The organism is Anoxybacter fermentans (assembly GCF_003991135.1).
Lineage (GTDB): Bacteria > Bacillota > Halanaerobiia > DY22613 > DY22613 > Anoxybacter > Anoxybacter fermentans.
Genome location: NZ_CP016379.1, coordinates 2,449,951 through 2,472,802 on the forward strand (window position 1 = coordinate 2,449,951; position 22,852 = coordinate 2,472,802).

Consider the following 22,852-nt stretch of genomic DNA (forward strand, 5'->3'; position numbering starts at 1 on the left):
AGCAATAATATTTATGTAAATTGTATATTCTACATGATAAACTGATTTCCTTCATTTTAACTGGCATTTTAACTGGGTTGAACTTCTTAATAATTCTTAAGACCTATTTGTCAAATTACAACAAAAACTAAACATTAGCACTATCTTCTCTTTCTACATCTTCACATATTATTCGTACAAAATACAGATGAAATAGAATTGAGTATAATACCTATCTATCTTTTAATAATTCAATCTTTCCAGCTGAATTCCTGCTAAATCTTCCAGAATCATAGTTTTAATCTTTAGTAATAATTCCTAGATAAATAATTATTCCCCAAATTCATCAGCAGCTGCAATTTCTTCATCTAAAAAATAGTTCCAATATTCTTCATTTGCCTTTTGATAATCTGCAGGTTGTCCAATATCCAGCCAAAACTCCCGGATTGGAAAACATCCAACTTTTCCGTTTTGGTTTAAAATCTTCTTAATTAAATCGGTCATATCAAAAAAAGTATTATAAGGAATTTGTCTAATTACCTGTGGACTTAAAACATATAAGCCAGCATTAATAAAAAATGACTGGCGAGGTTTTTCAACAATATCTTCAACTATCTGACCATTAACATTTAATACACCATAGGGAACTGTAAATTCATACTCAGTGGAACCAATTGTCACCAGATAATTACCTTCAATATGATAGTCAATCATTTTTTTAAAATTTAATTTTGTAAGTAAATCACCATTCATCACTATCAATGGTTTACTAAATTTTTTATCAATCAAACTTAAAGCGCCAGCAGTTCCAAGTCTTTTCGTTTCTCTAACATATTCAATATTCACATCAAATTTTTTACCATCACCAAAGTAATTTATGATCTGATCAGCTTTATAATTTACACATAAAATAAATTTATAAAAACCATACGAACGAAATTGTCTTATAATTGTCTCTAATATTGGTCTGCCACCAACTTTGAGTAAAGGTTTGGGTATATCCCGGGTTAGTGGATATAATCTAGTTCCTAAACCACCAACCATAAGCACAATATAGTTTTCTAACTTTTTCTTTTTGATAAAATCATTTAAAGTTACCAGATCATGTACCACTCCATCCTCATCTACGAGTGGAATTTGGTTGATTTCGGAAAGTTTTAGAAATATTTCAATTTCTCTTCTATCGGTATCTATTGGTAAACTTTTAAAATTATTATTCATAGCCTCTTTAACTGGACTATCAAGATCAATTCCTCTCAGAATAGCTCTTCTAATATCACCGTCAGTAACAGTTCCCAATAAACGACAATTTGAATCAACAACTAACGCAATCTGCCTTACACCTTTATCAATAACTGCCATTGTCTCTTTAATGGTAGTGTCTGGAGAAACTAATATATCTTTAAGGCTTTTTTTCAACTTTAGCCACCTCACATACTATTTTCTATCAATCTTTTAACTTAAGTAACTTTGCAGGAACACCGACAACCACACTGTTATCAGCTACATCTTTTAAAACAACTGCTCCTGCCCCAACAATAGAATTTGTACCAATTTTAACTCCCTGTATAACAGTTGCACCAATTCCAATATGACTTAAATCTCCAACCTCAACACCACCACCAAGAGTTACACCAGGTGCAATATGTGTATGGTTACCAATTCGAACATCGTGTTCAATAATGGCCCCTGTATTAATTATATTGTTATCACCAATAGATACATTACTATTAATAATACTTCCGGCCATAAAAAGGTTTCCAACCCCAACCTTTAAATCCTGGCTTACAATAGAATTCGGATGATATATATTAATAAAATCAAACCCAATCTTTTTTGCTTTTTCGAACAAAATAGCCCGTAATTTATTATCTCCTGTACCCCCGACAGTAACAAAAGCATACTTAACCTTTTTCTCTTTATAAAGGCTTTCTAATAATTCATCTGATCCAAGAATTGGTATATTAAAAATTTGATCTACTTTACTATTAGGGTCAGTGATACCATATATATTAAAATTTTTATTAAATCGAAAAAATGACAGTATGTTTTTGCAATGATCTCCAGCTCCAATAAAAATTACTTTTTCCAACCCTATCACCGCCCTAAAAAAATACTTTTATATTTTAAATTTTAAATCGAAAAAATGTTTTTTTATTAAATTTTGGTTTAAGTCAATTTTTTTAAGCGTTTCTTTTATTCTATAAGATATATTACCTGCACCCTCTATATCATACGGATTTTTACAATTGCTAATTTTATCCTTGAATTCTCGCGATAACCCTTTCATAATTCCTCTCATAATCTCATCATGACTACATCCAACATCTATTACATTTTCAGCTCTGATTCTTCCCTTCTGTCGATCACCAATATTTACAACTGGAATTTTAAAACTCGGACCTTCTATGATTCCACTTGACGAATTGCCTATCATGATGTCAGCATATTTCAATACAGATAAGTATCTCAACTGTCCTAAGTTACTAACAAATATAGCCCGATTACTATTTTTATCTACAAATTGCTCAATTTTTTCGTTAATTATCCGCCCATAAGTATCGGAATTAGCTTTAGTAAAAATAATTTTAAAATCAAATTTTTCAAGAACATCTAAAATGGTTTGAATCTGTTCTTCTGTTGTATTAGGCTCCAAAGTAACAGGATTATAAGTAAAAATAGCCGTAGTATCTTCGAATTTAAAATTTAAAGTTTCTTCCAATTGCTCCTTTGATAGTAATTTGAGTCTATAAATATTATCTAATCCTGGTGCACCATGATTAAAAACTGTTTCCGGTCTTTCCCCCATTTGAATAACCCGTCTAGCATACTCTTCGGTAACCGGAAAATGAATTGAAGCTAATTTTGTAATCGCGTGGCGAATCTGATTATCTATAACTCCTTCGGTCAATTCTCCACCATGAATATGGGCTATGGGAATTTGAGCAACCATGGCTGCTATTGAAGCAGCCAGAATTTCATACCGGTCTCCCAAAACAACAATAATATCTGGCTTTATATCTTTAAATGCTTCAGAAAAACTAATACACCCTAATCCAATAGATTTAGAAATACCAACTTCAGTATCTGAAGACATTAACATTTCCACTTTTTTTGTTATTTTAAAACCATCTTTCTCAATCTGCCTATAAGTAAGACCAAATTCGGGAGATAAATGCATTCCGGTAACAAGAATTTGAAGTTCTAAATTATGATCATTTTGAATTTCTTTCATTAGCCAGTATAGATGACCATAATCCGCCCTTGTTCCCGTAACCACACAAATTTTTCTTTTACTCACTTTTTAAATCCTCCCATTTCAATACTTCGTCACGTCTTATATACCGGTTAACTTTAAAACCTAAAATTTTGTCTATAAATTTTGGTTCAATACCATCTCCCGGTCTTTTAATCTCTAACAAGTCTCTACTTAATACCTGTCCTTTTTTAATATCCCTGGCAGCAACAATACTTTTTCTCGCAACGGGAAGATTTTTTATTTCAGATTTAGCAGGTCTTTTGATACCATCCCCTAATGCTTTTTCTACATTTCTAATACTTTGAACTAATAATTTTAATTCATCAGGTTCTAAAGAAGCCTTATGATCAGGGCCCTCCATAGATTTATCTAAAGTAAAATGTTTTTCAATAACCTTTGCACCCAAAGCTACTGCTGCTATTGGTATTTCTAAACCTAAAGTATGATCTGAATATCCAACGGGAACTTTAAAGGCATCCCTTATAGTTAACATAGCACTTAAATTCACTTCTTCAATTGGAGCTGGATACTCAGTTACACAATGAAGCACCACTACATCTCTATTCCCCGTAGAATAAATTGTTTCTAAAGCCTCATATATTTCAGCTATATTTGCCATCCCCGTAGATAATATTATAGGTTTTTGCTTTTCAGCAATATATTTTAAAAAAGGCAGATTGGTTATCTCTCCTGAAGGAACTTTAAAAAATGGTATATCTAATTCATCTAATAAATCACAGCTTTCAAAATCAAAAGGGCTGGACAAAAACATAATTTTTTTTTCTTTACAATAATTCATCAATTCTACATGAGATGTTTTATCCAATTCCAATTTCTTAATCATTTGATATTGACTCTCTGATTTTTTAGTAGTTTTCAGTTGATAATCCGCCTTCGGTGCACCTTGAGAGACAAGTTTTTCAGTTTTGAAAGTCTGAAATTTAATTGCATCTACACCCGCTTCAGCAGCAACATCAATTAATTTCTTAGCAATATTAATATCACCATTATGGTTAACTCCCGCTTCAGCTATAATAAAAACGGAAGAGAGATCAGTAAAATAATTTTTTACCATCTAGTCCCTCTCCTTCATTAAAATTTCTGCAAGATGCCAATCTATGATGTTATCAATATCAACAGACCTCTCTTTTGGCATAATATAAGGAATTGTCCTACCTACATAAAAAGAACGTTCCTTTACCAGTAGGATACTTTCTGCTATAAAAATTGCTCCATTTAAGCTGTAAACTTTAGGTAAGTCCTGGCGACGTGTAATATGCTGTCCCTCCTCTGTATAAGGAACTACCCGGTTATCTATAATCTTCTTTAACCAAAATGGATGCTTATCTACTTCGCATAAACTTACTAAAGATTCGGCATTATGCTCTAATAGTTTCTCTATTGCTCCATCGATATCTTTAACAGTTCTTAAAGGTGAAGTTGGTTGTAATAAGACAGTGAATTTAGGCCAATAATCCTCATTCATCTTAAGCCAATTTAAAGCATGAATAATAGCATCAATACTGGAAGCTTCATCAGTTGCCAGCTCTTTAGGTCTCATAAAAGGAACTTCAGCACCATATCTTTTTCCAACCTCAGCAATCTCCTCACTTTCTGTTGATAAAACAACCCGATCTATAAATTTGGATTTTTTAGCCTCTTCGATGGTGTATGCCAGTAATGGCTTACCATTTAGTATTTTTATATTTTTCTTAGGAATTCCTTTAGATCCTCCGCGTGCTAAAATAAGGGCCAGAAAATTTGCTGACATATCATTTTTCCTCCCTAATTTCACAAATAGTATCTACAACCTGTTGTATCTCTTCTAACGTAATTCCAACAGAACACGGAAGATTCAGACCTCGTTCCCAAAGCCAATCTGCCACATGAATATCTGCATCATATTTTCTAAACATTGGCATGTGATGGAGTGGCTTAAAAAAGGGTCTGGCCATAACCCCTCTTAAATTAAGTTTTTCTAACAAAGTTTTAGAATTGATTCCAAATTCTTTTTCATCAATTAAAATCGAATATAACCAAAAACAGTTATATGCCCATTCCATCTCTGGATTGACTGTAATCCCCGGAATCTTGCTTAATAATTTATTATAAGTCATAGCAGTAGTTCTTTTGCTTTCGATAAATTCTTCTATATTCTCAAATTGAGCTACACCCAGAGCAGCCTGTATATTAGTTAATCTATAATTATATCCAATATTGTTATGAATAAAGTTTTCCGGATCATCTTTCGCCTGTTGTATCAAATAGCGCGCATGATCAGCCCACTTCTTATTGTTGGTAACTAGCATTCCACCTCCACCGGTGGTAATTAATTTGTTACCATTGAAAGAAAAACAGGCAATATCACCTAATGAGCCTACCATTCTACCTTTATATTTAGATCCTAAAGCTTCAGTGGCATCTTCTATCAATTTTATGTCATACTTTTTACAAACTTCAGCTATTGGATCAATATCGGCGGGATGACCATACAAATGAACCACAATTACTGCTTTCGGTTTATTACCTTTCTTAACCATCTGCTCGATTTTATCTATTGTTTTTTCAGGATCTATATTGAAAGTATTAACTTCAGAATCAATAAATACAGGTTCTGCACCACAATAACAAATAGGATTCACAGATGCAATAAAAGTTAAGGAAGGTACCAAAACTTTATCACCTGGCCCTACCCCTAATACCATTAAAGCTGTATGTATGGCCGCTGTTCCATTTACCGTTGCCACACCATAATTTACACCAATATAATCACTTACTAATTCTTCAAACTTATTTACATACGTACCTACCGAAGAAACCCAGTTGGTATCAAGACAATCCTTAATATATTTCCACTCATTACCTTTTATATATGGTTCACAGAGAGGTATCCGCATAATTTTATACCTACCTTTAAATATTATAGATTTCGGGTTTGTAAAATTTTAGATTATCTTTAAACCAATTAATAGTTTCGAGTAATCCTTCGCGAATATTATATCTGGGTCTCCAATCTGTTAATTTCAAAATTTTTGTATTATCACACCATAGCCGTTCTACTTCACTCTTTTCAGGTCTAATTCGTTGTTTATCCGAAATAATTTCAACTTCTTCTCCAATCAATTCAATAATTAAATCGACTGTTTTTTGCATACTGATTTCATAATTTGAGCCAATGTTAATCACTTCACCTAAAGTATTATCACTTTCAGCAATCTTAATAAATCCCTCAACTGTATCTTTTACATAATTAAAATCTCTTGTGGGATACAGATTTCCCAACTTAATCTTCTTTTGACCTGCCAGAATTTGTGTTATAACCGTTGGAATAATTGCCCTTGCAGATTGCCTTGGACCATACGTATTAAATGGCCTGGCTATAGTAACTGGAAGACTAAAGCTGCGAAAATAACTGATAGCCAGTTGGTCTGCTGCAATTTTGCTTGCTGAATATGGAGATTGGCCAACTAATGGATGTTTCTCATCAATGGGAACATATTGGGCAGTACCATAGGTTTCACTTGTAGATGTAATGACTACTTTCTCAATATTAAGCTGTCTTGCAGCCTGGAGTACATTATATGTACCTTCAACATTTGTTTTAATATATGCCAGAGGTGATACATATGAGTAGGGTATTCCAATTAAAGCTGCTAAATGAAATACCACATCTACATCCAGCATTGCATTATATACTGCATCAAAGTCTCTAACATCACCTTGATAGACCTCTATTTGATCTTTAACTGGCGATGTTTCTAACCAACCCCAATTATTCTTAGAGTTGTATCTAACAAACGCTTTAACCCTGCTTCCTAACTCAACTAATCTTTCAGTCAAATGTGATCCAATAAAACCGGCTGCGCCGGTAACGAGAACTTTTTTGTTTTTTAGTAGCATTTAACTTTACCCCCAATTTTACTGTCTGAATTTCTTCTTACCTCTGTCTATTTAAAAAGAAACCTTGCCTACCTTCATTACCGTCATAAGCAGATTGGATTTTTCGTGCCTTTTTAACTAGACTATATTCTTTAGATAGATATTCTTTTAAAGAAGAAATTTTATCTTTTATCTTTTCATCTATTTCTTGAATTGTGGTAAAAATCTCCCGGAGTCGGATGATATCATCTCCATGCTCAGTAGACATAGCCTTAGTCAGATCACATTTAGACAAATAGATCGAATCAAGATAATTAATTTCTGCAATCAATTTTGTACGAAATCCCATTTTTTCTTCTAAATCCCTTAAATCATCACTGTCCAACATATTGTAAATATCATCAGTAATCTTTAAAAGCTTTTCACAAAGAGCCAGTTTTTGTTCTAAATAAGATTTACACAGAGATAAATTCATTTTTTATCCCTCTCTAGAAAATATTAATCAGTCCTATAATTTTCTTTTCTAGCCAGTTTAATTACTTCTTCCCAGGTCTGACGAAAATCAACTAACATATTTAAAACTTCATTGATCATCTCACTGCTTTTCTTTATATTCGCAGTAATTAATCTACGAAACATATAATCATAAAGAAGGTATAAATTCTGAGCAATTTCTCCTCCTGATTCCCGGTCTAAAGTAATCATCAGTTCATTAATTATTGCCTGGGCTTTGGTAATATTAGTATTAACCTTTTCATAATCTTTTTCCTCTAAACCCTGTAAGGCAGTCTTGCAAAATTTAATAGCTCCATCAAATAACATAAGAATTAATTTACCCTGACTTGCAGTCTCTATCTGGGTCTTTTGATATGCTTGATAAGGATTATTCAACATTTCATCTTTTCCCTCCTTAAGAAACCTGGCTTATCTTCTCAGAAAAAGTTTTTTCTGTTTTTTCAACCATTTCTAGTACAATTTTTGAAATTTCATTTAAAGCATCATAAAGTTTTCGATTAGAACGTATAATCCGGGTATTTACCTCTTCTTGAGTCTCCCCCGGTTTGCCTTTAAATTCTGGCCCATTTAAAATGGGTAAAACCAATGGTTGAAAAATAATTTGCAAAAATACTTTTCCATTCTCAAATTTAACAATATCTTTATCTATCTCATCTAACCGACAGAGAATCTGTTGAATTCTTTTTTGATTTGTTTCTGGACATCTGAATAATTCCTGTAACTTGTCAACAAATTTCAAACCTTTTTTTGCCTTCTGGTTAAACTGCAATAATTCTTCTTTGAGATTTTTTAAAGCCCTTAGAGCTTTATTTACCATCTCCTCTTCACACGGTTTTTGAGTTTCTAAAAACTCCTGAATTGTTTCGGTAATTGGATATTCCTTCTGACAGTATTTTTCTATAACTTCAGCAAGGGGCATAATTTGTGTACCGCGAATTTTTGCTCCTCCCTCAGTAGCATCTATTATCAATCGATCTTTCGTTTTAGCAATCTGATTTTCAAACCAGCGTAGAAAAACTAAAAAACTTCTACTGCTTAAAACTTGTCTACCATAAATATCCTCTACATAGACTTCGCTAATATCTCCTTTAGCTTCAATACGTCTTTTTTCATATATAGTTCCCTGTGCATGACTACGACCATCTGTATAGGCTAAATCCTGACCAACAAAGATAATTGGATTTCCACCAAGTTTACGTGCAATATCAAAAGTTACATTAGCAATAGAAGCTCCAACCAAAATATTTCCTATAGATATATCCATCTGTTTTTCAAACCAGCTTAAAAACATATTACTAACATTTGCAGTAATAAGAGGGCCTTTATAATCTTTTAGTATATCAGGATAAATAACAGGATCAAAAATAAGTGGTATATCCTGAACATCTAAGCCCCTAAATATTTCATAATTCATTGCCGATCCATCGAAAGAAGTAATTGCATCAGGCTTAATTCCATGTCGTTTCAACGCTTTATATGCTGTTCCTACACATAATAATACAGCCTTCCCTTTTAACTCCTTTAGCAGATGAATATTTTTATTCAAAGATGGACCTGCTGATATAATAATTATTGGTACATCTTTAAATCTATCAAATAACCCTTTAATACCTGGATTGGTTATTGCAAAATATAAGTTTTTAAAAAAATTATCGGTCCATTGTTTACCAAATATAGTATATGTATTGACTCTAAGAATATAAAATCCAATAAGTTCATTAAGAATTTTCTCGAGATCAGCACATTCTTTTGCAAAATTTGTACTATAAATGTTAAAAGAAACAAAAGTAAAGTTATCATAATAATTTTGGATGATGATAGTAATTTGAGTTTCAATTACTTTTTTCTCTTCAGCAATTGATAACATAAAAATTGGATTAGTAAATAACCATTCCAAATCTCGATTCTTAAGAGCTAAACAGAAAATTTCTTTATTAGGTTCAATAACAAGAATGCGTTGAACATCTTTCTTTTTACTCAACTCAAATAAATGATAACCTAATGCAAAACCAAAGACAATATAAGATTTCTGTTCTTCAACTTTTTCTGCCCATCTTTTACCTTCCTGGGTAGGATTATATGCACTGGTCAAAAATTTTATTTTATCTCCATCCATAAATTGCAAAGTCGGTTCACCATTACGACTTTTGACCACAGAAAATTTACTTCCTATATCTTCTTTAGATAGCCATTCACAAACCCGTTCATATAATCTTTTATCAAAGTCCTTTAAAAGATTCAAATTTTTTTCCAAAAAATTCATTTTAAGCCCCCATTTCCTTTTTCAATGCTTCTTGTAATAGGGAATCTATTTGAATATGTGTATCTAATTCATTTTTTACCTGCTCTAAAGACAGAATCTGTGTTCCCTCAATATAAGCTCCACCTTCAGTTGCATCAATAAATTGTATATGTGGATTTTGAAAAATCTTATTTTCTATCCATTTTAAGTATATTGACAAATTCTTGCCAGTTGATATCAACTCTCCATTTATACCTTTCACCCAACGACTATTCAACCTGGGTTTGAATTGGTAGGAAGTACTACCCTCAACATGAGATTTTCCTTCGGTGTAAGCTAAATCCTGGCCTACAAAAATAATTGGATTCCCTCCAAAATAAATAGCCAACTCCAAAGCAGTGGTCGCTACCGATCCACCTGTCTCTATCAATGTAAAAGAACATTTACGGGCCAGATTTTCACTTTTTTCAAATCCCTTTTGAAATAAAACAACTTTAGGCCCCTTGTAATTTTGGACAATCTGAGGTTGAATAGTCGGAAAGAAAAAAAGCGGAATTTCAAGATCAAGATTTTCTATTTGCCTACATACACTTAGATGGGGATCAGTAATAACCATACAATCAGGTATAAGCCCCATCTTTACAAGAAGTTTAACTACACTTCCTACAGCAAAAATTAAAGCTTTACCTTTCAATTCTAGTAAGTGATGTTTGTTGTATTTTAAAGATGGACCTGCAGATACGATCACAATTGGTATATCTTTAAATTTATTTTTAAAGGGTTCAATAAAATAATAATCTTTGATTCTTAAGATATTCTCCTCAAAATTCTTTTCCATGACCTCACTATAGCGATCAAAAGTTTCCCTTTTGATTTCCCAATCTTCTAATAAATGCCTGATAGGTAAACAATTTTCAGGAATTATTTTTAAAGAAGGTTGATGAATTAACAAAAGAAATTCATCTTTATTATATTCAGTTATAAGATTTGAGATAAAAGATTTAACCTTATTTAAGTTATCGGAAACCAAAAAAATAAAACCTCTTTTTTTGTATTCAGAGATTGAAAATACTTGTTTAGTATATTTCAAAATTTTAGGATTCATCTCCAGAACATATACTTTTTTATTTGGAGTTAAATATTTTTCTAATTCTTTTAAGTGATAACCCATTCCCAGACCATATACCAATATTGCTTTGGCTTTATCGATCTCCTTTTTACGCGAATGAATAAATTTAGCTGCTTCACGTAACGGTGCATAAATACTATGAAGACGAATCTCCCGCTCATTTTCTCTATAACCAAGTGAAGGAGTTCCCTCTCGAGTTTCAATTAAAAAAAACTCTCCCATTACTATTACACTCCTGCTAATTGGTCTAAAATTTGCATAAAATGTTGATTCCATTTCTCTAAGTTTGGAATCAATTCATATTCAATTAGGTCACTAATTAAAACATAATCTTCATTCTCCCATGCGGTCATTAATTCTTTAATGATTTGCTCAAATCCTGCCTTATCCTCATGGTAATTCCCACTATTCTTTTGAAATTGATCCATTGATAAAATATATACATCCAATCCTACCAGGATGTGATTAACCCAATTTAGTCCATCAATACTCTGTTCAAATAGTTTAATCCCTTTATTCTGCTTTCCTTCACGAAAAGAAAGGGAAGATTCATTTAAGCCTTCTAACAACCTGGGAAGATAATTTATACCCTCAATCAAACCTTCAATTACCAATTCTACAGGAGACCTGATCTCAATTTCTATTAAATCAATATCTTCTTCTGTTTGACCAGGTAAAATTTCATTTACATACTTACCGTCTATCTTCAACTGTAATATTTTATTTTCTTTTTTACATTCAATACGCAAGTCTTCTAAAACTTCATGCAACATCTCAATTGATCGAATTGCTTTATATAATTCGCCATTTACAAATACTTTCATTTTTCCGCCTCCAGTAATTTTTTAATAATATTTAAGGAAAAAAATGGATGATTTTAAAAATCATCCATTTTTATAAGATGGTAATGTGCTTAATTGACTACTTAACCAATTTCCCTGGTTATAAAGTTGAGACAAAGCTTGCTCCAAAGCGGTAAATTGCCGCCAATAACGTGCTTCTACTAGTTCTAACCTCTCTTCAAAAGTTTCAATTTGATCATCATACCTATCAATTTCTTGAGCCAGAGAATCTATTCGCATAGGTATGATTCCCACTTTATAAGAACGTCCATTATAAGTAGTAGTCGAAGTACTGATATACTGTTGAATCTCATTATATAACTTGGCTGCTACACCTGTTTCACCATTATCAACTGTTTCATCACCATCTTTATCTTCAAAAAATAACTTCTGAACAGCATCAGGATTTTTTTCTAATGCATCACGTAATTTAGTTTCATCAATCTCCAATAGACCTGATTTACCAAAATCATCACTCGTAGTAGTAATTCCAATATCCATAAGAGAATCATATGTATTGGTAAGGCCACTTACATTCTCTGTAACTATCTGTCTTAATGCACTTCGTAAACCTATAAGTGTAGAATCTCCACGGAGTAATCCTTTACTTAATCCAGTATCTGTAGTAGCATCTTCAACCTTTTCTTCAGAGAGACGTGTATTTAAAAGTTCAATAGTAGAATTATATTGGTCAACAAATTCCTTAATAGAATTATAGATGGCATCTATATCTTTTTCAACAACCACTGTCGCACTACCAGTACCCTGTAATTTAAAGGTAACTCCATTAATCTCAAATTCATTGGAATCCCTGGTCATTGACGCACCATTTAAAGTAAAGGAAGCCTCTTGACCTAAAATTTGATTATTTTGTGCAAAATTAGGATCATTTGGATCATGCACACCAATTGCTTGAAGAAAATTTCCCTGTACATCTTCAAACTGAATATAATTATTGCCCGTTTCCACATTAGAAATGATAATCTTATCTGTTACTGGATCGTAGATCATATTAACTCCCGCATCAGAATTATTTACAGTATTTATTATATCATTTAAACTATGCGTGTTTTCATCAAAGTTGAAAGCATAACCATTAATTTTAAAGTAAAAAACTCCTCCTTGAGAGGTAAGACCGTCGATTTGGGAATTAATAAGTTTTGCATCAGGATCAGCTGTTCCACTCCCTTTATAAGTTGTCTCCGTAATATAAAATGCTTCAAAAAAGTTCTTACCATTATCTGAAATGGTAATTTGAGCATCAGAGCCAACATCCTTAGATTGAATAGTAAACTTATCAGTAGTACTATCATAACTAATTGTTACCCCTGCATCACTTCCGTTTACTTCACTCATGAATTGATCAACAGTTGTAGTACTCGGGTCAATTGAAAAGCTAATACCATTAATTGTAACAGTAATCTGCGTATTATCTATAGAAGTTTTAAAACCTGCATTTAAAAAACTTTTTGTAGTGTCAATGGAACCTGAACTACTCACTGTTTGTGAACTTGTAACTGAAGCTGCCGTATCCGCAGCTGAATTCAAAACATTTATACTGGTAATAGACGTAGCAGTAGCAAGCTTGGTTACATTTAACTCATATGTTCCCACAATTGCATTCTCATCGGTTGTAATAGTAACTACATTCTCATTATTTGAAGAAGCTTTAACAGGGTTAAAAGTTAAATTTTTAAGCAGGTTTTTAACTTTGCTCTGTAATGTTGACAAACTAGAGTTAATTTCAGAAAACAAATCCTTTTTCAACTCCAATAAATGTTGCTTGTTTTGAAGTTGTACTAAAGGCCTGCGCTCAATTTGCATCAGTTGCTCAATCAGACCCGAAGTATCAAGGCCAGAAGACAAACCACCTATTCGAAAAGTCATGGGCTTTCCCCCTTTTCAGAACACAATTAAACCCTAACATCGATAAAAATACTAAAAGTTTCCCTCATCCTTGCCACCAGATCTAAAAGTTCTTCAGGTGGTATTTCCCTAATTACTTTATCTGTTTCTGTATCGATCACCTTGACCAACAAACGTTTGGTATCCTCGTGAATGACAAAATCAAGTTTTCTATTGAAGATTTTTACCATTTCGTTCAAACCTTTTGTTATCTCATTAAGAGATTGCTTTAAACTATCCTTATCCTTTTCTTTAAATAAAGTAAAGTTTAACTGTTTTTGATTATCATTTGTAATCATTATTTCCTGATTATCTTTTTTTACTTCCGCAGTTTTTAAATTTGTAAAGGAAGAACTGTTTTGAATACTTTTAACATTCATACTTCTCACCTCTTAACCCTATTCAGACTCGGATGAAGAAAAAATAAATTTTTCTCCATTCAAATCTGAATAGGTGAAATTCGACCGACTGGAAATCCAGTCGGCCGAGATAAGTAGAATTTTAATCTTAACCCAGGAGTTGTAATACTGATTGTGGTTTCATATTAGCCTGAGCAAGCATTGCAGTACCAGCTTGCATGAGAATTTGCTGTTTTGTAAAGTTCATCATCTCAGCAGCCATATCAACATCTCTAATCCGGGATTCGGCTGCTGTCAGGTTCTCAGCAGCAGTTTCCAGGTTAGCAATGGTATGCTCCAGACGGTTCTGATAAGCACCAAGTTTAGCACGCTCAGTAGATACACTGGAAATAGCTGAGTCTAACTTACCTATAAGCGCATTTGCGTTAGATACCTGTTGAGTAGCACTTATACCACTTGAAATGTTAATTGCGCCATTAGTTATGCCCAATGCTGTAGCACCCATAGTAGCAATAGATATACTTATATATTGACCAGTGTTTGCACCAACTTGAAGTCTACCATTAAATGTACCATCAAGTAGCTTCTTAGTGTTAAACTCAGTAGTACTTGCAATTCTACTCAACTCACTTTGCAAAGCCTTTAATTCTTCTTGAATCTTTGCACGGTCAGAAGTAATAAGAGTATCATTAGCAGCCTGTACAGCCAATTCTCTCATCCGCTGAAGGATAGAATGGGTTTCATTTAAAGCACCTTCTGCAGTCTGGATTAAAGAAATACCATCCTGCGCGTTCCGAATTGCTTGATTCAAACCGTTGATCTGACTACGCATTTTTTCAGAGATTGCCAGACCTGCAGCATCATCAGCAGCACGGTTAATCCTAAGACCGGAAGACAATTTTTCTAAAGACTTACCCATTGCAACATCAGTGTTTCTCAAAGTCTTCCACGCATTCAATGCAGAAATGTTGTGATTAATTCTCATTAAAAACCCCTCCTTAGAATTTTTTTAATTTGGCATCCTTGCCAAAAAGTCTTTCTTACTAAGTGGCCGGCCGGCTCCACTAAGTAAGATAGTTTAACACCCATTACTGAATTTAAAAACTTAAATTCAGTAATCGATGTTAAACACTTATCTAAGTAATTTCATTTTAATTATCGACGTTATAGTATAATCTTTTAACAAGAGAATCCGACCATTAAAGTCAATTAAACTTATTTTACACCTTTTTTCTCTAAATTACTTGATTTTATACCTCATTTTCATTATTATATGTCCTGGTAAACATTTTTGAAATCTCACCTAGTGTATCCATATCAATCTGAACTGCCTTTTGATTCTCCTTTTCAACTTCTTTAATTAATTCTTCGCGTAAAATTATCAAATCCTTCGGCGCTTCAATACCAAGTTTTACTTGATTTTTTTGAAAATCTACAACAGTAATTTTTATATCATCACCAATCAAAATACTTTCATCTTTTTTTCTCGTCAAAATCAACAATGGAATGCACCCCTTTGCCGCTATCCAGTCAATATCGGGTGACGGATACTGTATTTATCATCTGGTAAAATAATTTGTTCACCTAACCTGTTTTCTACATTTATTATAAGTGGTGCTCTCAAATTTATGGTTATTTTTCGGGGATTATCGGATACTACTGTAATCCCTAAAGTCATCACCTGTTCTTTTCTCGTAATCTTAAGTCTTTTTTTCACTTCTTCAGTTAACTCAAACTGATAGTCTGGCAATACAATCCAGGGATCTAAAACAACAAAAGCTAAATCCGGTGTTTTTAAAGATTGAAGCCACATAAATGGAGCCTCAATTACTTTACTTAAAAGTATAAATTGATGCTCACTGGAAAATCCAATTATTCCTTTTGAAAAAGTTAATACATCCTTTTCTTTATATTCCAATTCACCAAAACGTACTGTCTTAACTTTCATAATCTACCTCCACTTTTACTTTACCTGACAAAATCCAACACATTACCAGTCCATTTAACATCAATATAATTCTTTTGTCTTAAATACATATTAACTTTACCCCAATCCAGGTTTACATTAACTTGATAAAAAGAAACATCATATTTATCAGGTTTAATTTCTGGTTCAAAAGCTAAAGAACCGTCTCTGTAAGTAATTTCTGGCCCTGGTTTAAAACCTACTTCAATCTGGCCTGGCTTTATCCAGGCTTTTTCGGCAGTTATTTTAGCCACAATTCCTCTATTTTCATGAACATCAGCCATTTGAAAGCCCTCCTGTACCCGGCGCTGAATCCCTTCTAAAGCAGTTTTATACCCTTCTCTAACTATCTTTTTCATAAATAGGTCATAATCATAAAATCCAATTTTCTCCCTACACCGGGTACCATCTACCTGCACCTGGCCATATTCTTGTTTAATATCCAGTTTAACCTTACCACTCTGGCGATGAATTTCAGATGGTATTTGTTTAATTTTTATTGCAGGCTGTTTGATATCCAAGCCAATTAGAGCAGGTTGTTGATATATTTTAATATCCATAATCCTCACCTTATTTAATAAAATCTACCAATGAGGGCTGAATTATTCTTGCACCAGCGGCAAGAGAAGCACGATAGACATTCTCCTGCATTCTAAGATTCATAATGGTTTCAGCTATATCCACATCCTCAATCTCTGATAAAAGCTGTGTATGTTTAATATTTACATCTTCAAAACGATGTCTGGCCAGTTCTAAACGCTTCAATTTGGAACCCAAATTGGCACGAAAAGAAAGACAGTTATTTATCGCATCATCCAATTTTTGTAATGTTACAGAAGAAAGGTTATTAGTATTACCTGTCGATAAATCATTGATCATGTCTCTTAAAGCTTCAAAGGCTTTATCAAAAATTACATTCCCCGGCACACTATATTCAATTTCAATGTTTTTACTGATCTCAACAGATAAATACTCACTATCACCTTGATAAGGTGTAGTATAGTCAGTATATGGTTTGGTTGTAGTTTTATGGCCAGAAAAAATAAATCGACCACCAATGGATGTATTGGCTATCTGAACCAGATGTTCTGCCAACTGAATTATTTCTTCACGAATAGCATCACGCTGAGATTGATCTAAAGTTTCGTTAGCACCATATATAGCTAACTCACGAGCCCTTTGAAGAACAGAATTCATTTCATTTAAAGCCATTTCGGAAGTATCGATCCAATCCATCGCCTGATCAATATTTTCTATATACTGTTCATTCTGTTTTAAAATAGTCTGATACTGCATACTACGCAATGCACTTATCGGGTCATCTGAAGGAGTGTTAATTTTTTTCCCCGTTGCCAGTTGATAGTTTAAGCGGTCCAGTTTTTTAAGATTATTGTTCAAATCTTTCATCAGATTATTAACTATCAATGAATTTGTCAAGCGCATTTATTCCACCCCCTATCTCAAAATCCCATTGACCAATGTATCCAACATTTCAGACTGGGTCTGAATCAGTTTTGCTGCGGCATTATAGGCATGTTGATACCTGATCAGATTGGCCATCTCTTCATCCAAAGAGACACCTGAGATGGACTGTCTTTGTTGATCCAACTGCTCAGTCAAAGCCTTTTGATTTTCCACCATATGCAATGCGCGCTGAGAATCAACACCAAGTCTGGTGATAATTCCACCCCAGTAATCAGCCATTGTTGTTTTTTCACCATTTAAAAGTCCTGTTTGCATAACTTCACTTAATTTGAGGGCATTACTGCCATCACCTGGACTATCCATTGACAAAGCAGCAGCAATTCGATTCAAACCATTTATTTCATCCATAATATCATCACTTACACGAATATTGGAAGCATCTGTTCCCTCAAAAAACTTTATTCCGGTACTATTATCCAGACCATAACCATTTTGATGAACCTCGTTAAACTCAACAATAAAAGTGCTTGCCATAGTATCCAGCTCAGATATAAAATCTGCAACGATCTCATCTCTGGCCTCCAAAATCCCTTTAAGTTCACCACTTTTAAGTAATAAACTACTACCAGTACTCTTCCACTTTACATCTACCATACCATTTTTTGAATGATTTTCAATATAAGTAAGTTCCAAATTCTGATTTCCAGCTACCAGACTAAAACCACCAATAGTAATATTAACTTTACCTGTAGAATCGTAGTTTAGCTCAATATCGACAAGAGAAGCAAGTTTATCAATTAATAAATCCCGCTCGTCCATTAAATCATTGGGATTATCACCTTTACCCACAACTAGAGAAATTTGTTTATTCAGGTCAGCAATCCGTCGCGCATAGGAATTTATTTCTTCCACTTTATTTTTAACATAACCATCCAGTGCCCACTGAAAGTCCTGTAACTGACCGCGTAATGCTGTAAATACATCAGCCAGGGCTGCAGCACTCTGGCGTACAGCAGCTCTTACCGCCCCACTTTCAGGATTGTTATGTAATTCCTGGAGAGAACTCCAGAAATTATCTAGTGCGCTTCTAAGACCCAGATCAGAAGGTTCACCAAAGATTAATTCAATCTCATGCAATGCATCAGAAAGCTGTTCCCACTTACCAAGATTGGAAGTTTCCTCACGAAAACGTCCATCTATAAACAAGTTACGCAACCTTATAATCTGTTTTACCTTTACTCCTGTCCCTACCTGACCTGCTTGAACACGGTCATGAAGGGAAGGAATTGCATAGGGAGTAGTTGCTGTTAACTCTGCACGCTGACGCGAATACCCTTCGGTATTGGCATTTGCTATATTATGCCCCGTCACATTTAAAGCCCTTTGCTGGGCCTTTAGAGCTCTTACCCCTATATTCAGTCCCATCATACCGCTCATATTTCCATGCCCCCTTATACTACACACGCTTATCAATTAAATGTTGAGATTTATTTTCTTCGACCCCGGCCCGTGTGTAAGTAGAAGATGAAGGTGATACCGCCTGAGTCAAAATACGAATTGTAAAATCATTAATTTTTAATGCTTCTTCAATTAATACCCGATTGGTCTCATTAGTTTGGTGCAATTCTTCAAGAATTTTTAATAAGCTGGTTCTAAGCTGATCCAGTTTAATTCTGGAACCCTCATCTAAAAAATCTCTCAATTTACTAAAGGAAAGCTCCTTATCGGGAATATCTAATTCAGAACAGAGACCAATAACTACCTGACGCCTTTTTTTCTCTATACCTTCAATTTTATCAATCAAATCCTGTTCCTCTCTAAGATAATCAGCCAATTTTTCAACATCATTAGCAATGATGACCTGTTGTTTATCATGCGCCAGATCAGTAAGTTTAGTATATAATTTTTTTTCCTCATTTAAAACACGTATTAATTCATTTAAATAATCCATTCAATTGCTCATCCTCCTGAAAAATAGATCTATTTAACAATCTTATCAATAAAATATCCTTCTATCATTTTTTCTGCTATCATTTCACCCTTAATCTCATAAGTCCCTTGTTGAATAACCCGTTTAAGCTGATTTACCTTTTCAGTACGAATATCAGGTGTCTTAGCCAAAACCTCATAAATTCGCTTAAGTTCTTTGGCTTCACGGGATAAGTTCACCTTATCCTCTCTAACAGAATTAGACCCACCAAGTTTTTGAAAACTATTCTTTTGATACATTTTACCAATCTGTTGTAATCTGCTACCTGATATTTTCATAGCTTATCACCACCATTAAATTAAAATCAATTCTATTTTTATCTTCGGTAAAAGATCTGTAATTATTAATGGCAATAAAAAAACCTGACTGTAAATTAAGTCAGGTTAGCTAACTATACCTACAATATTCTAATGTTTATACCTCAGTTGATTTATTCTTTTCTCAACCACTCGGCAGTATACATTTTAGCACTTTTTCTAGTATCAGATTTTTCAACTTTTTTCTCTTCCAGTCCCTCGGTTAATCCTTTAAACAAACGTTCACTACATTTTTTACAATAACGCCCTTCTTTTATAGGTTCACCACAACTTTCACAGGTTAAAACATTTTCAAAATTTAATTCTCCTGCTGTAATACGTCCCGATTTAATAAATTTGATAATCCGTTTCTTAGAAACTCCCGTCATTTTATGAATTTCATCTATACTGGCGCTAGCTTTATCCCAAAGGTATTCTTTGACTTTTTCAAAGTCCTTTTCTTCTTCTTCATAGCACTCACTACAAATATTCATAGTTGGATGAACAAAAACTTTTCCACACTCTATACAATTTTTTAATTGCACTATAATCACCCCTTATATCTTCTTTTGCGGGATATTTTATATATTCGCCAACTAAATTTCATATTCCTGCCTGATTAACGAGAATAGGGTTTTATTTATTAAAAAAAATTCCGGTCAGCATTGACCGAAACTTTTCAACCATCAACCTTTTCTAACTCCATCAAATAACTCTTAATCCGTGCCACTAGTATATCAATAGCTACCTGATTAAACCCACCTTTAGGTACGATAATATCAGCATATTTCTTTGTCGGATGAATATACTTCTCATACATGGGTCTTACTGTCTTAAGATACTGCTCAGCAATAGAATCCAAAGTCCGCCCCCTTTCTCGTGTATCTCTTAGAACACGCCTAAGTAACCTAATATCTGAATCAGCATCCACAAACACCTTGATATCCATAAGGTCCCTGAGCTCGGCATCATGTAAAACTAAAATCCCCTCCAGCAAAATAATTCGCTTTGGTTCTACCCGTATCCGCTCAGGCTTACGGTTATGGACTGTAAAATCATATTGAGGTTGGTCAATAGCCTTTCCCGCTACTAATTGTTTAATATGTTCAATCAATAATTCAGTATCAAAGGCATCGGGACAATCATAGTTGAGTTTGGCCCGTTCTTCAAGAGGGAGATGACTGTTATCTTTATAATAATAATCCTGTTTAATTAAAAGAATATGTTCATCTCCAATCTGCTTTACCAGATTTTCTGCAACCGTTGTTTTCCCTGATCCAGAACCTCCTGAAATACCTATTACAACACTATTTTTCATAGCTACAAAAATCCTCCCCAGTTACTGTAGTCAAATTTCTAATTTATTTTAACATCTCCTATTCCTTTTTGCAATTTTTTCGTACGGATTATTTTGATTTAAAAATTGATTTGACCATAGTTCCAGTACTGGCCAGGGCCATCCCCAATAAGCTTCCTTTCCGGCTAAAAATATCCTCCAACCCATTCAACACCCGATCCATCTCTTCATAAGAGACCACCAATGGCGGTTCCAATCTAATCACATTGGGATTATTTAAAGTATAGGCTGTAATGATATTATGGCGATTTAAAAGTTCACCTGCCACCATTGCGCCCAGATATTCCTTAGAAATCTGATTTACTTTCCCACCTGTCAAGGTATTTAATACTCCTTTCGCTTCGGCAAACTCAATACCAATCATCAACCCTTCTCCCCTGACTTCTTTAATCAAAGAATATTTCTCCTGTAATGTTTTTAACCCTTTTAATAGATAAGCTCCTTTTTTATGTGCAAGAGCAGCCAGATCATTCTCTACTAACTCTTTTATTGCACCAATAACAGCAGCCATAGCCAATGTATTACCGGAAAATGTAGAGGTATGAAGGGTACATTTTTCCACTCCCCCATAGGCCTTATCCCATACTTCAGCTGATGTATGGAAGGCTCCTACAGGCATTACACCACCACCGATGGATTTGGCAAAACACATAATGTCGGGGACTACTTCATCTTTCTCAACAGCAAAGTTAAACCCTGTCCGACCAAAACCGGTCTGAACTTCATCAACAATTAAAAGTACTTCATATTGATCACAAATCTCACGCACCTTACGCAAATATCCCGGAGGTGGTAAAATAATTCCTCCTTCTCCCTGGATGGGCTCAACAATAAAAGCAGCTACATCTCCTTTCTTAAGCTCTATTTCTAATGCATCGGTATCACCAAAAGGTATCTGAACAAACTCTGGAATGAGGGGCTTAAAAGGAGCACGATATTTTTCCCTTCCTGTAGCTGTCAAAGCACCGAGAGTTTTACCATGGAATGACCCTTCACAGGAAATAATTTTAGTTTTAGCTGTCGCTGCTCTGGCAAGTTTTATAGCTCCCTCCACAGCCTCAGCACCACTATTGCAAAAAAACGTTCTCTTTAAATTGCCTGGAGTAATCTGTGCCAGATTATGAGCTGCAATACACTCAAGAGGATTGACAGAAGCCTGTAACAAATTGGGCCGACCCATAACTTCTTTAACCATCTCCAATATCCGGGGAGGATTATGCCCAAAGTTTAAAGCACCATAAGCGCCAAGAAAATCCAAATACTCTTCTCCATTGTCATCCCAGACCTTTACACCTTCTGCTCTAACAAAATTTCTGTCAAACCCCAACAACCCTTTTAAAAAACCTAACCCGGGATTCAGATATTCTTTGTAAAGTTTTCGTACCTCTTTTTTCTTAATTTTCTGAATCCCATCTGTGAAATCAATAAGTTCTGGCTTCATTATTTTACCCCCATTTCTTTATTCATTTAAGATTATACTGCAAAAAGCTAATTTTGAGCAACATAGAAATTTTTCGCTAAACTATCTTAGCGAGATTTCCGACGAAATAAAACCTCATCACAGGAGGTGATGAGCTAATCAAGGGCCAGAAGGGCCCTTTGATTAGGAAGTCTTATTTCGACGGAAATCGAGCTTTAGATGGTTCAAAAAATTTCTCAAGAAGCGAAAAATTAGCTTTTTGCAGTTTAATTATATTTATTATATCAA

Annotated in this window: 25 protein-coding genes; all 25 read right to left on the reverse strand. The window is 34.0% G+C overall.

Annotation, left to right across the window (positions count from 1 at the left end):
* Positions 1-309: 309 nt before the first annotated feature.
* Positions 310-1,398: a nucleotidyltransferase family protein gene (locus BBF96_RS11195; protein ID WP_205665627.1), complete on the reverse strand. Its 1,089-nt coding sequence runs from the start codon at positions 1,396-1,398 to the stop codon at positions 310-312.
* A gap of 28 nt (positions 1,399-1,426) precedes the next feature.
* Positions 1,427-2,071: an acetyltransferase gene (locus BBF96_RS11200; RefSeq protein ID WP_164731024.1), complete on the reverse strand. Its 645-nt coding sequence runs from the start codon at positions 2,069-2,071 to the stop codon at positions 1,427-1,429.
* Positions 2,072-2,098: 27 nt separating this feature from the next.
* Positions 2,099-3,280: a UDP-N-acetylglucosamine 2-epimerase gene (neuC, locus tag BBF96_RS11205; RefSeq protein ID WP_127017236.1), complete on the reverse strand. Its 1,182-nt coding sequence runs from the start codon at positions 3,278-3,280 to the stop codon at positions 2,099-2,101.
* Positions 3,273-4,313: an N-acetylneuraminate synthase gene (neuB, locus tag BBF96_RS11210; RefSeq protein ID WP_127017237.1), complete on the reverse strand. Its 1,041-nt coding sequence runs from the start codon at positions 4,311-4,313 to the stop codon at positions 3,273-3,275. The genes neuC and neuB overlap by 8 nt, the downstream gene beginning before the upstream one ends.
* Positions 4,314-5,009 carry an acylneuraminate cytidylyltransferase family protein gene (locus BBF96_RS11215; protein ID WP_127017238.1) on the reverse strand — a complete coding sequence of 232 codons (696 nt, stop codon included), beginning with the start codon at positions 5,007-5,009 and terminating at the stop codon, positions 4,314-4,316. It abuts the gene before it with no gap.
* 1 nt (position 5,010) lies between these two features.
* Positions 5,011-6,135, reverse strand: coding sequence for a LegC family aminotransferase (locus tag BBF96_RS11220; protein WP_127017239.1), 1,125 nt, complete (start codon positions 6,133-6,135; stop codon positions 5,011-5,013).
* A gap of 16 nt (positions 6,136-6,151) precedes the next feature.
* Entirely contained in the window at positions 6,152-7,138 is a 987-nt protein-coding gene (locus tag BBF96_RS11225; RefSeq protein WP_127017240.1) for an NAD-dependent 4,6-dehydratase LegB, read from the reverse strand.
* Positions 7,139-7,175: 37 nt separating this feature from the next.
* On the reverse strand, positions 7,176-7,592 hold the full coding sequence (locus BBF96_RS11230) for a hypothetical protein (RefSeq protein ID WP_127017241.1): 417 nt from the start codon (positions 7,590-7,592) through the stop codon (positions 7,176-7,178).
* Positions 7,593-7,615: 23 nt separating this feature from the next.
* On the reverse strand, positions 7,616-8,011 hold the full coding sequence (fliS, locus tag BBF96_RS11235; RefSeq protein ID WP_127017242.1) for a flagellar export chaperone FliS: 396 nt from the start codon (positions 8,009-8,011) through the stop codon (positions 7,616-7,618).
* A gap of 16 nt (positions 8,012-8,027) precedes the next feature.
* Positions 8,028-9,896, reverse strand: a complete 1,869-nt coding sequence (locus tag BBF96_RS11240; protein ID WP_127017243.1) for a motility associated factor glycosyltransferase family protein — start codon at positions 9,894-9,896, stop codon at positions 8,028-8,030.
* 1 nt (position 9,897) lies between these two features.
* On the reverse strand, positions 9,898-11,226 hold the full coding sequence (locus BBF96_RS11245) for a motility associated factor glycosyltransferase family protein (RefSeq protein WP_164731025.1): 1,329 nt from the start codon (positions 11,224-11,226) through the stop codon (positions 9,898-9,900).
* Positions 11,227-11,231: 5 nt separating this feature from the next.
* Entirely contained in the window at positions 11,232-11,828 is a 597-nt protein-coding gene (locus tag BBF96_RS11250; protein ID WP_127017245.1) for a DUF8042 domain-containing protein, read from the reverse strand.
* A 60-nt stretch (positions 11,829-11,888) separates the two neighbouring features.
* Positions 11,889-13,733 carry a flagellar filament capping protein FliD gene (gene fliD, locus BBF96_RS11255; RefSeq protein ID WP_127017246.1) on the reverse strand — a complete coding sequence of 615 codons (1,845 nt, stop codon included), beginning with the start codon at positions 13,731-13,733 and terminating at the stop codon, positions 11,889-11,891.
* Positions 13,734-13,759: 26 nt separating this feature from the next.
* Entirely contained in the window at positions 13,760-14,131 is a 372-nt protein-coding gene (locus BBF96_RS11260; RefSeq protein ID WP_127017247.1) for a flagellar protein FlaG, read from the reverse strand.
* Positions 14,132-14,258: 127 nt separating this feature from the next.
* Positions 14,259-15,095 carry a flagellin N-terminal helical domain-containing protein gene (locus BBF96_RS11265; protein ID WP_127017248.1) on the reverse strand — a complete coding sequence of 279 codons (837 nt, stop codon included), beginning with the start codon at positions 15,093-15,095 and terminating at the stop codon, positions 14,259-14,261.
* Positions 15,096-15,360: 265 nt separating this feature from the next.
* Positions 15,361-15,612 carry a carbon storage regulator CsrA gene (gene csrA / locus BBF96_RS11270; protein ID WP_127017249.1) on the reverse strand — a complete coding sequence of 84 codons (252 nt, stop codon included), beginning with the start codon at positions 15,610-15,612 and terminating at the stop codon, positions 15,361-15,363.
* A 20-nt stretch (positions 15,613-15,632) separates the two neighbouring features.
* The gene (fliW, locus tag BBF96_RS11275) at positions 15,633-16,058 is read right to left on the reverse strand and encodes a flagellar assembly protein FliW (RefSeq protein WP_127017250.1); all 426 of its coding nucleotides are present in this window, start codon (positions 16,056-16,058) and stop codon (positions 15,633-15,635) included.
* Positions 16,059-16,078: 20 nt separating this feature from the next.
* Positions 16,079-16,636, reverse strand: a complete 558-nt coding sequence (locus BBF96_RS11280; protein ID WP_127017251.1) for a DUF6470 family protein — start codon at positions 16,634-16,636, stop codon at positions 16,079-16,081.
* Positions 16,637-16,646: 10 nt separating this feature from the next.
* Positions 16,647-17,519, reverse strand: a complete 873-nt coding sequence (gene flgL / locus BBF96_RS11285) for a flagellar hook-associated protein FlgL (RefSeq protein WP_127017252.1) — start codon at positions 17,517-17,519, stop codon at positions 16,647-16,649.
* Positions 17,520-17,531: 12 nt separating this feature from the next.
* Positions 17,532-18,938, reverse strand: a complete 1,407-nt coding sequence (flgK, locus tag BBF96_RS11290) for a flagellar hook-associated protein FlgK (RefSeq protein ID WP_127017253.1) — start codon at positions 18,936-18,938, stop codon at positions 17,532-17,534.
* A 19-nt stretch (positions 18,939-18,957) separates the two neighbouring features.
* Positions 18,958-19,452: a flagellar protein FlgN gene (locus BBF96_RS11295; RefSeq protein ID WP_127017254.1), complete on the reverse strand. Its 495-nt coding sequence runs from the start codon at positions 19,450-19,452 to the stop codon at positions 18,958-18,960.
* Between the two features lie 29 nt (positions 19,453-19,481).
* Positions 19,482-19,769 carry a flagellar biosynthesis anti-sigma factor FlgM gene (gene flgM, locus BBF96_RS11300; protein WP_127017255.1) on the reverse strand — a complete coding sequence of 96 codons (288 nt, stop codon included), beginning with the start codon at positions 19,767-19,769 and terminating at the stop codon, positions 19,482-19,484.
* A 152-nt stretch (positions 19,770-19,921) separates the two neighbouring features.
* Positions 19,922-20,332: a TIGR03826 family flagellar region protein gene (locus tag BBF96_RS11305; protein WP_127017256.1), complete on the reverse strand. Its 411-nt coding sequence runs from the start codon at positions 20,330-20,332 to the stop codon at positions 19,922-19,924.
* A gap of 134 nt (positions 20,333-20,466) precedes the next feature.
* On the reverse strand, positions 20,467-21,105 hold the full coding sequence (gene udk, locus BBF96_RS11310) for a uridine kinase (protein ID WP_127017257.1): 639 nt from the start codon (positions 21,103-21,105) through the stop codon (positions 20,467-20,469).
* 88 nt (positions 21,106-21,193) lie between these two features.
* Positions 21,194-22,585, reverse strand: a complete 1,392-nt coding sequence (locus BBF96_RS11315; RefSeq protein WP_127017258.1) for an aspartate aminotransferase family protein — start codon at positions 22,583-22,585, stop codon at positions 21,194-21,196.
* Positions 22,586-22,852: the final 267 nt, after the last annotated feature.

Coding starts and splice junctions, on each gene's coding strand:
- neuB (WP_127017237.1), bottom strand. CDS start 4,313: ATGGTAAAAAATTATTTTACTGATCTCTCTTCCGTTTTTATTATAGCT.
- BBF96_RS11215 (WP_127017238.1), bottom strand. CDS start 5,009: ATGTCAGCAAATTTTCTGGCCCTTATTTTAGCACGCGGAGGATCTAAA.
- BBF96_RS11220 (WP_127017239.1), bottom strand. CDS start 6,135: ATGCGGATACCTCTCTGTGAACCATATATAAAAGGTAATGAGTGGAAA.
- BBF96_RS11225 (WP_127017240.1), bottom strand. CDS start 7,138: ATGCTACTAAAAAACAAAAAAGTTCTCGTTACCGGCGCAGCCGGTTTT.
- BBF96_RS11230 (WP_127017241.1), bottom strand. CDS start 7,592: ATGAATTTATCTCTGTGTAAATCTTATTTAGAACAAAAACTGGCTCTT.
- fliS (WP_127017242.1), bottom strand. CDS start 8,011: ATGTTGAATAATCCTTATCAAGCATATCAAAAGACCCAGATAGAGACT.
- BBF96_RS11240 (WP_127017243.1), bottom strand. CDS start 9,896: ATGAATTTTTTGGAAAAAAATTTGAATCTTTTAAAGGACTTTGATAAA.
- BBF96_RS11245 (WP_164731025.1), bottom strand. CDS start 11,226: ATGGGAGAGTTTTTTTTAATTGAAACTCGAGAGGGAACTCCTTCACTT.
- BBF96_RS11250 (WP_127017245.1), bottom strand. CDS start 11,828: ATGAAAGTATTTGTAAATGGCGAATTATATAAAGCAATTCGATCAATT.
- fliD (WP_127017246.1), bottom strand. CDS start 13,733: ATGACTTTTCGAATAGGTGGTTTGTCTTCTGGCCTTGATACTTCGGGT.
- BBF96_RS11260 (WP_127017247.1), bottom strand. CDS start 14,131: ATGAATGTTAAAAGTATTCAAAACAGTTCTTCCTTTACAAATTTAAAA.
- BBF96_RS11265 (WP_127017248.1), bottom strand. CDS start 15,095: ATGAGAATTAATCACAACATTTCTGCATTGAATGCGTGGAAGACTTTG.
- fliW (WP_127017250.1), bottom strand. CDS start 16,058: ATGAAAGTTAAGACAGTACGTTTTGGTGAATTGGAATATAAAGAAAAG.
- BBF96_RS11280 (WP_127017251.1), bottom strand. CDS start 16,636: ATGGATATTAAAATATATCAACAACCTGCTCTAATTGGCTTGGATATC.
- flgL (WP_127017252.1), bottom strand. CDS start 17,519: ATGCGCTTGACAAATTCATTGATAGTTAATAATCTGATGAAAGATTTG.
- flgK (WP_127017253.1), bottom strand. CDS start 18,938: ATGAGCGGTATGATGGGACTGAATATAGGGGTAAGAGCTCTAAAGGCC.
- BBF96_RS11295 (WP_127017254.1), bottom strand. CDS start 19,452: ATGGATTATTTAAATGAATTAATACGTGTTTTAAATGAGGAAAAAAAA.
- flgM (WP_127017255.1), bottom strand. CDS start 19,769: ATGAAAATATCAGGTAGCAGATTACAACAGATTGGTAAAATGTATCAA.
- udk (WP_127017257.1), bottom strand. CDS start 21,105: ATGAAAAATAGTGTTGTAATAGGTATTTCAGGAGGTTCTGGATCAGGG.
- BBF96_RS11315 (WP_127017258.1), bottom strand. CDS start 22,585: ATGAAGCCAGAACTTATTGATTTCACAGATGGGATTCAGAAAATTAAG.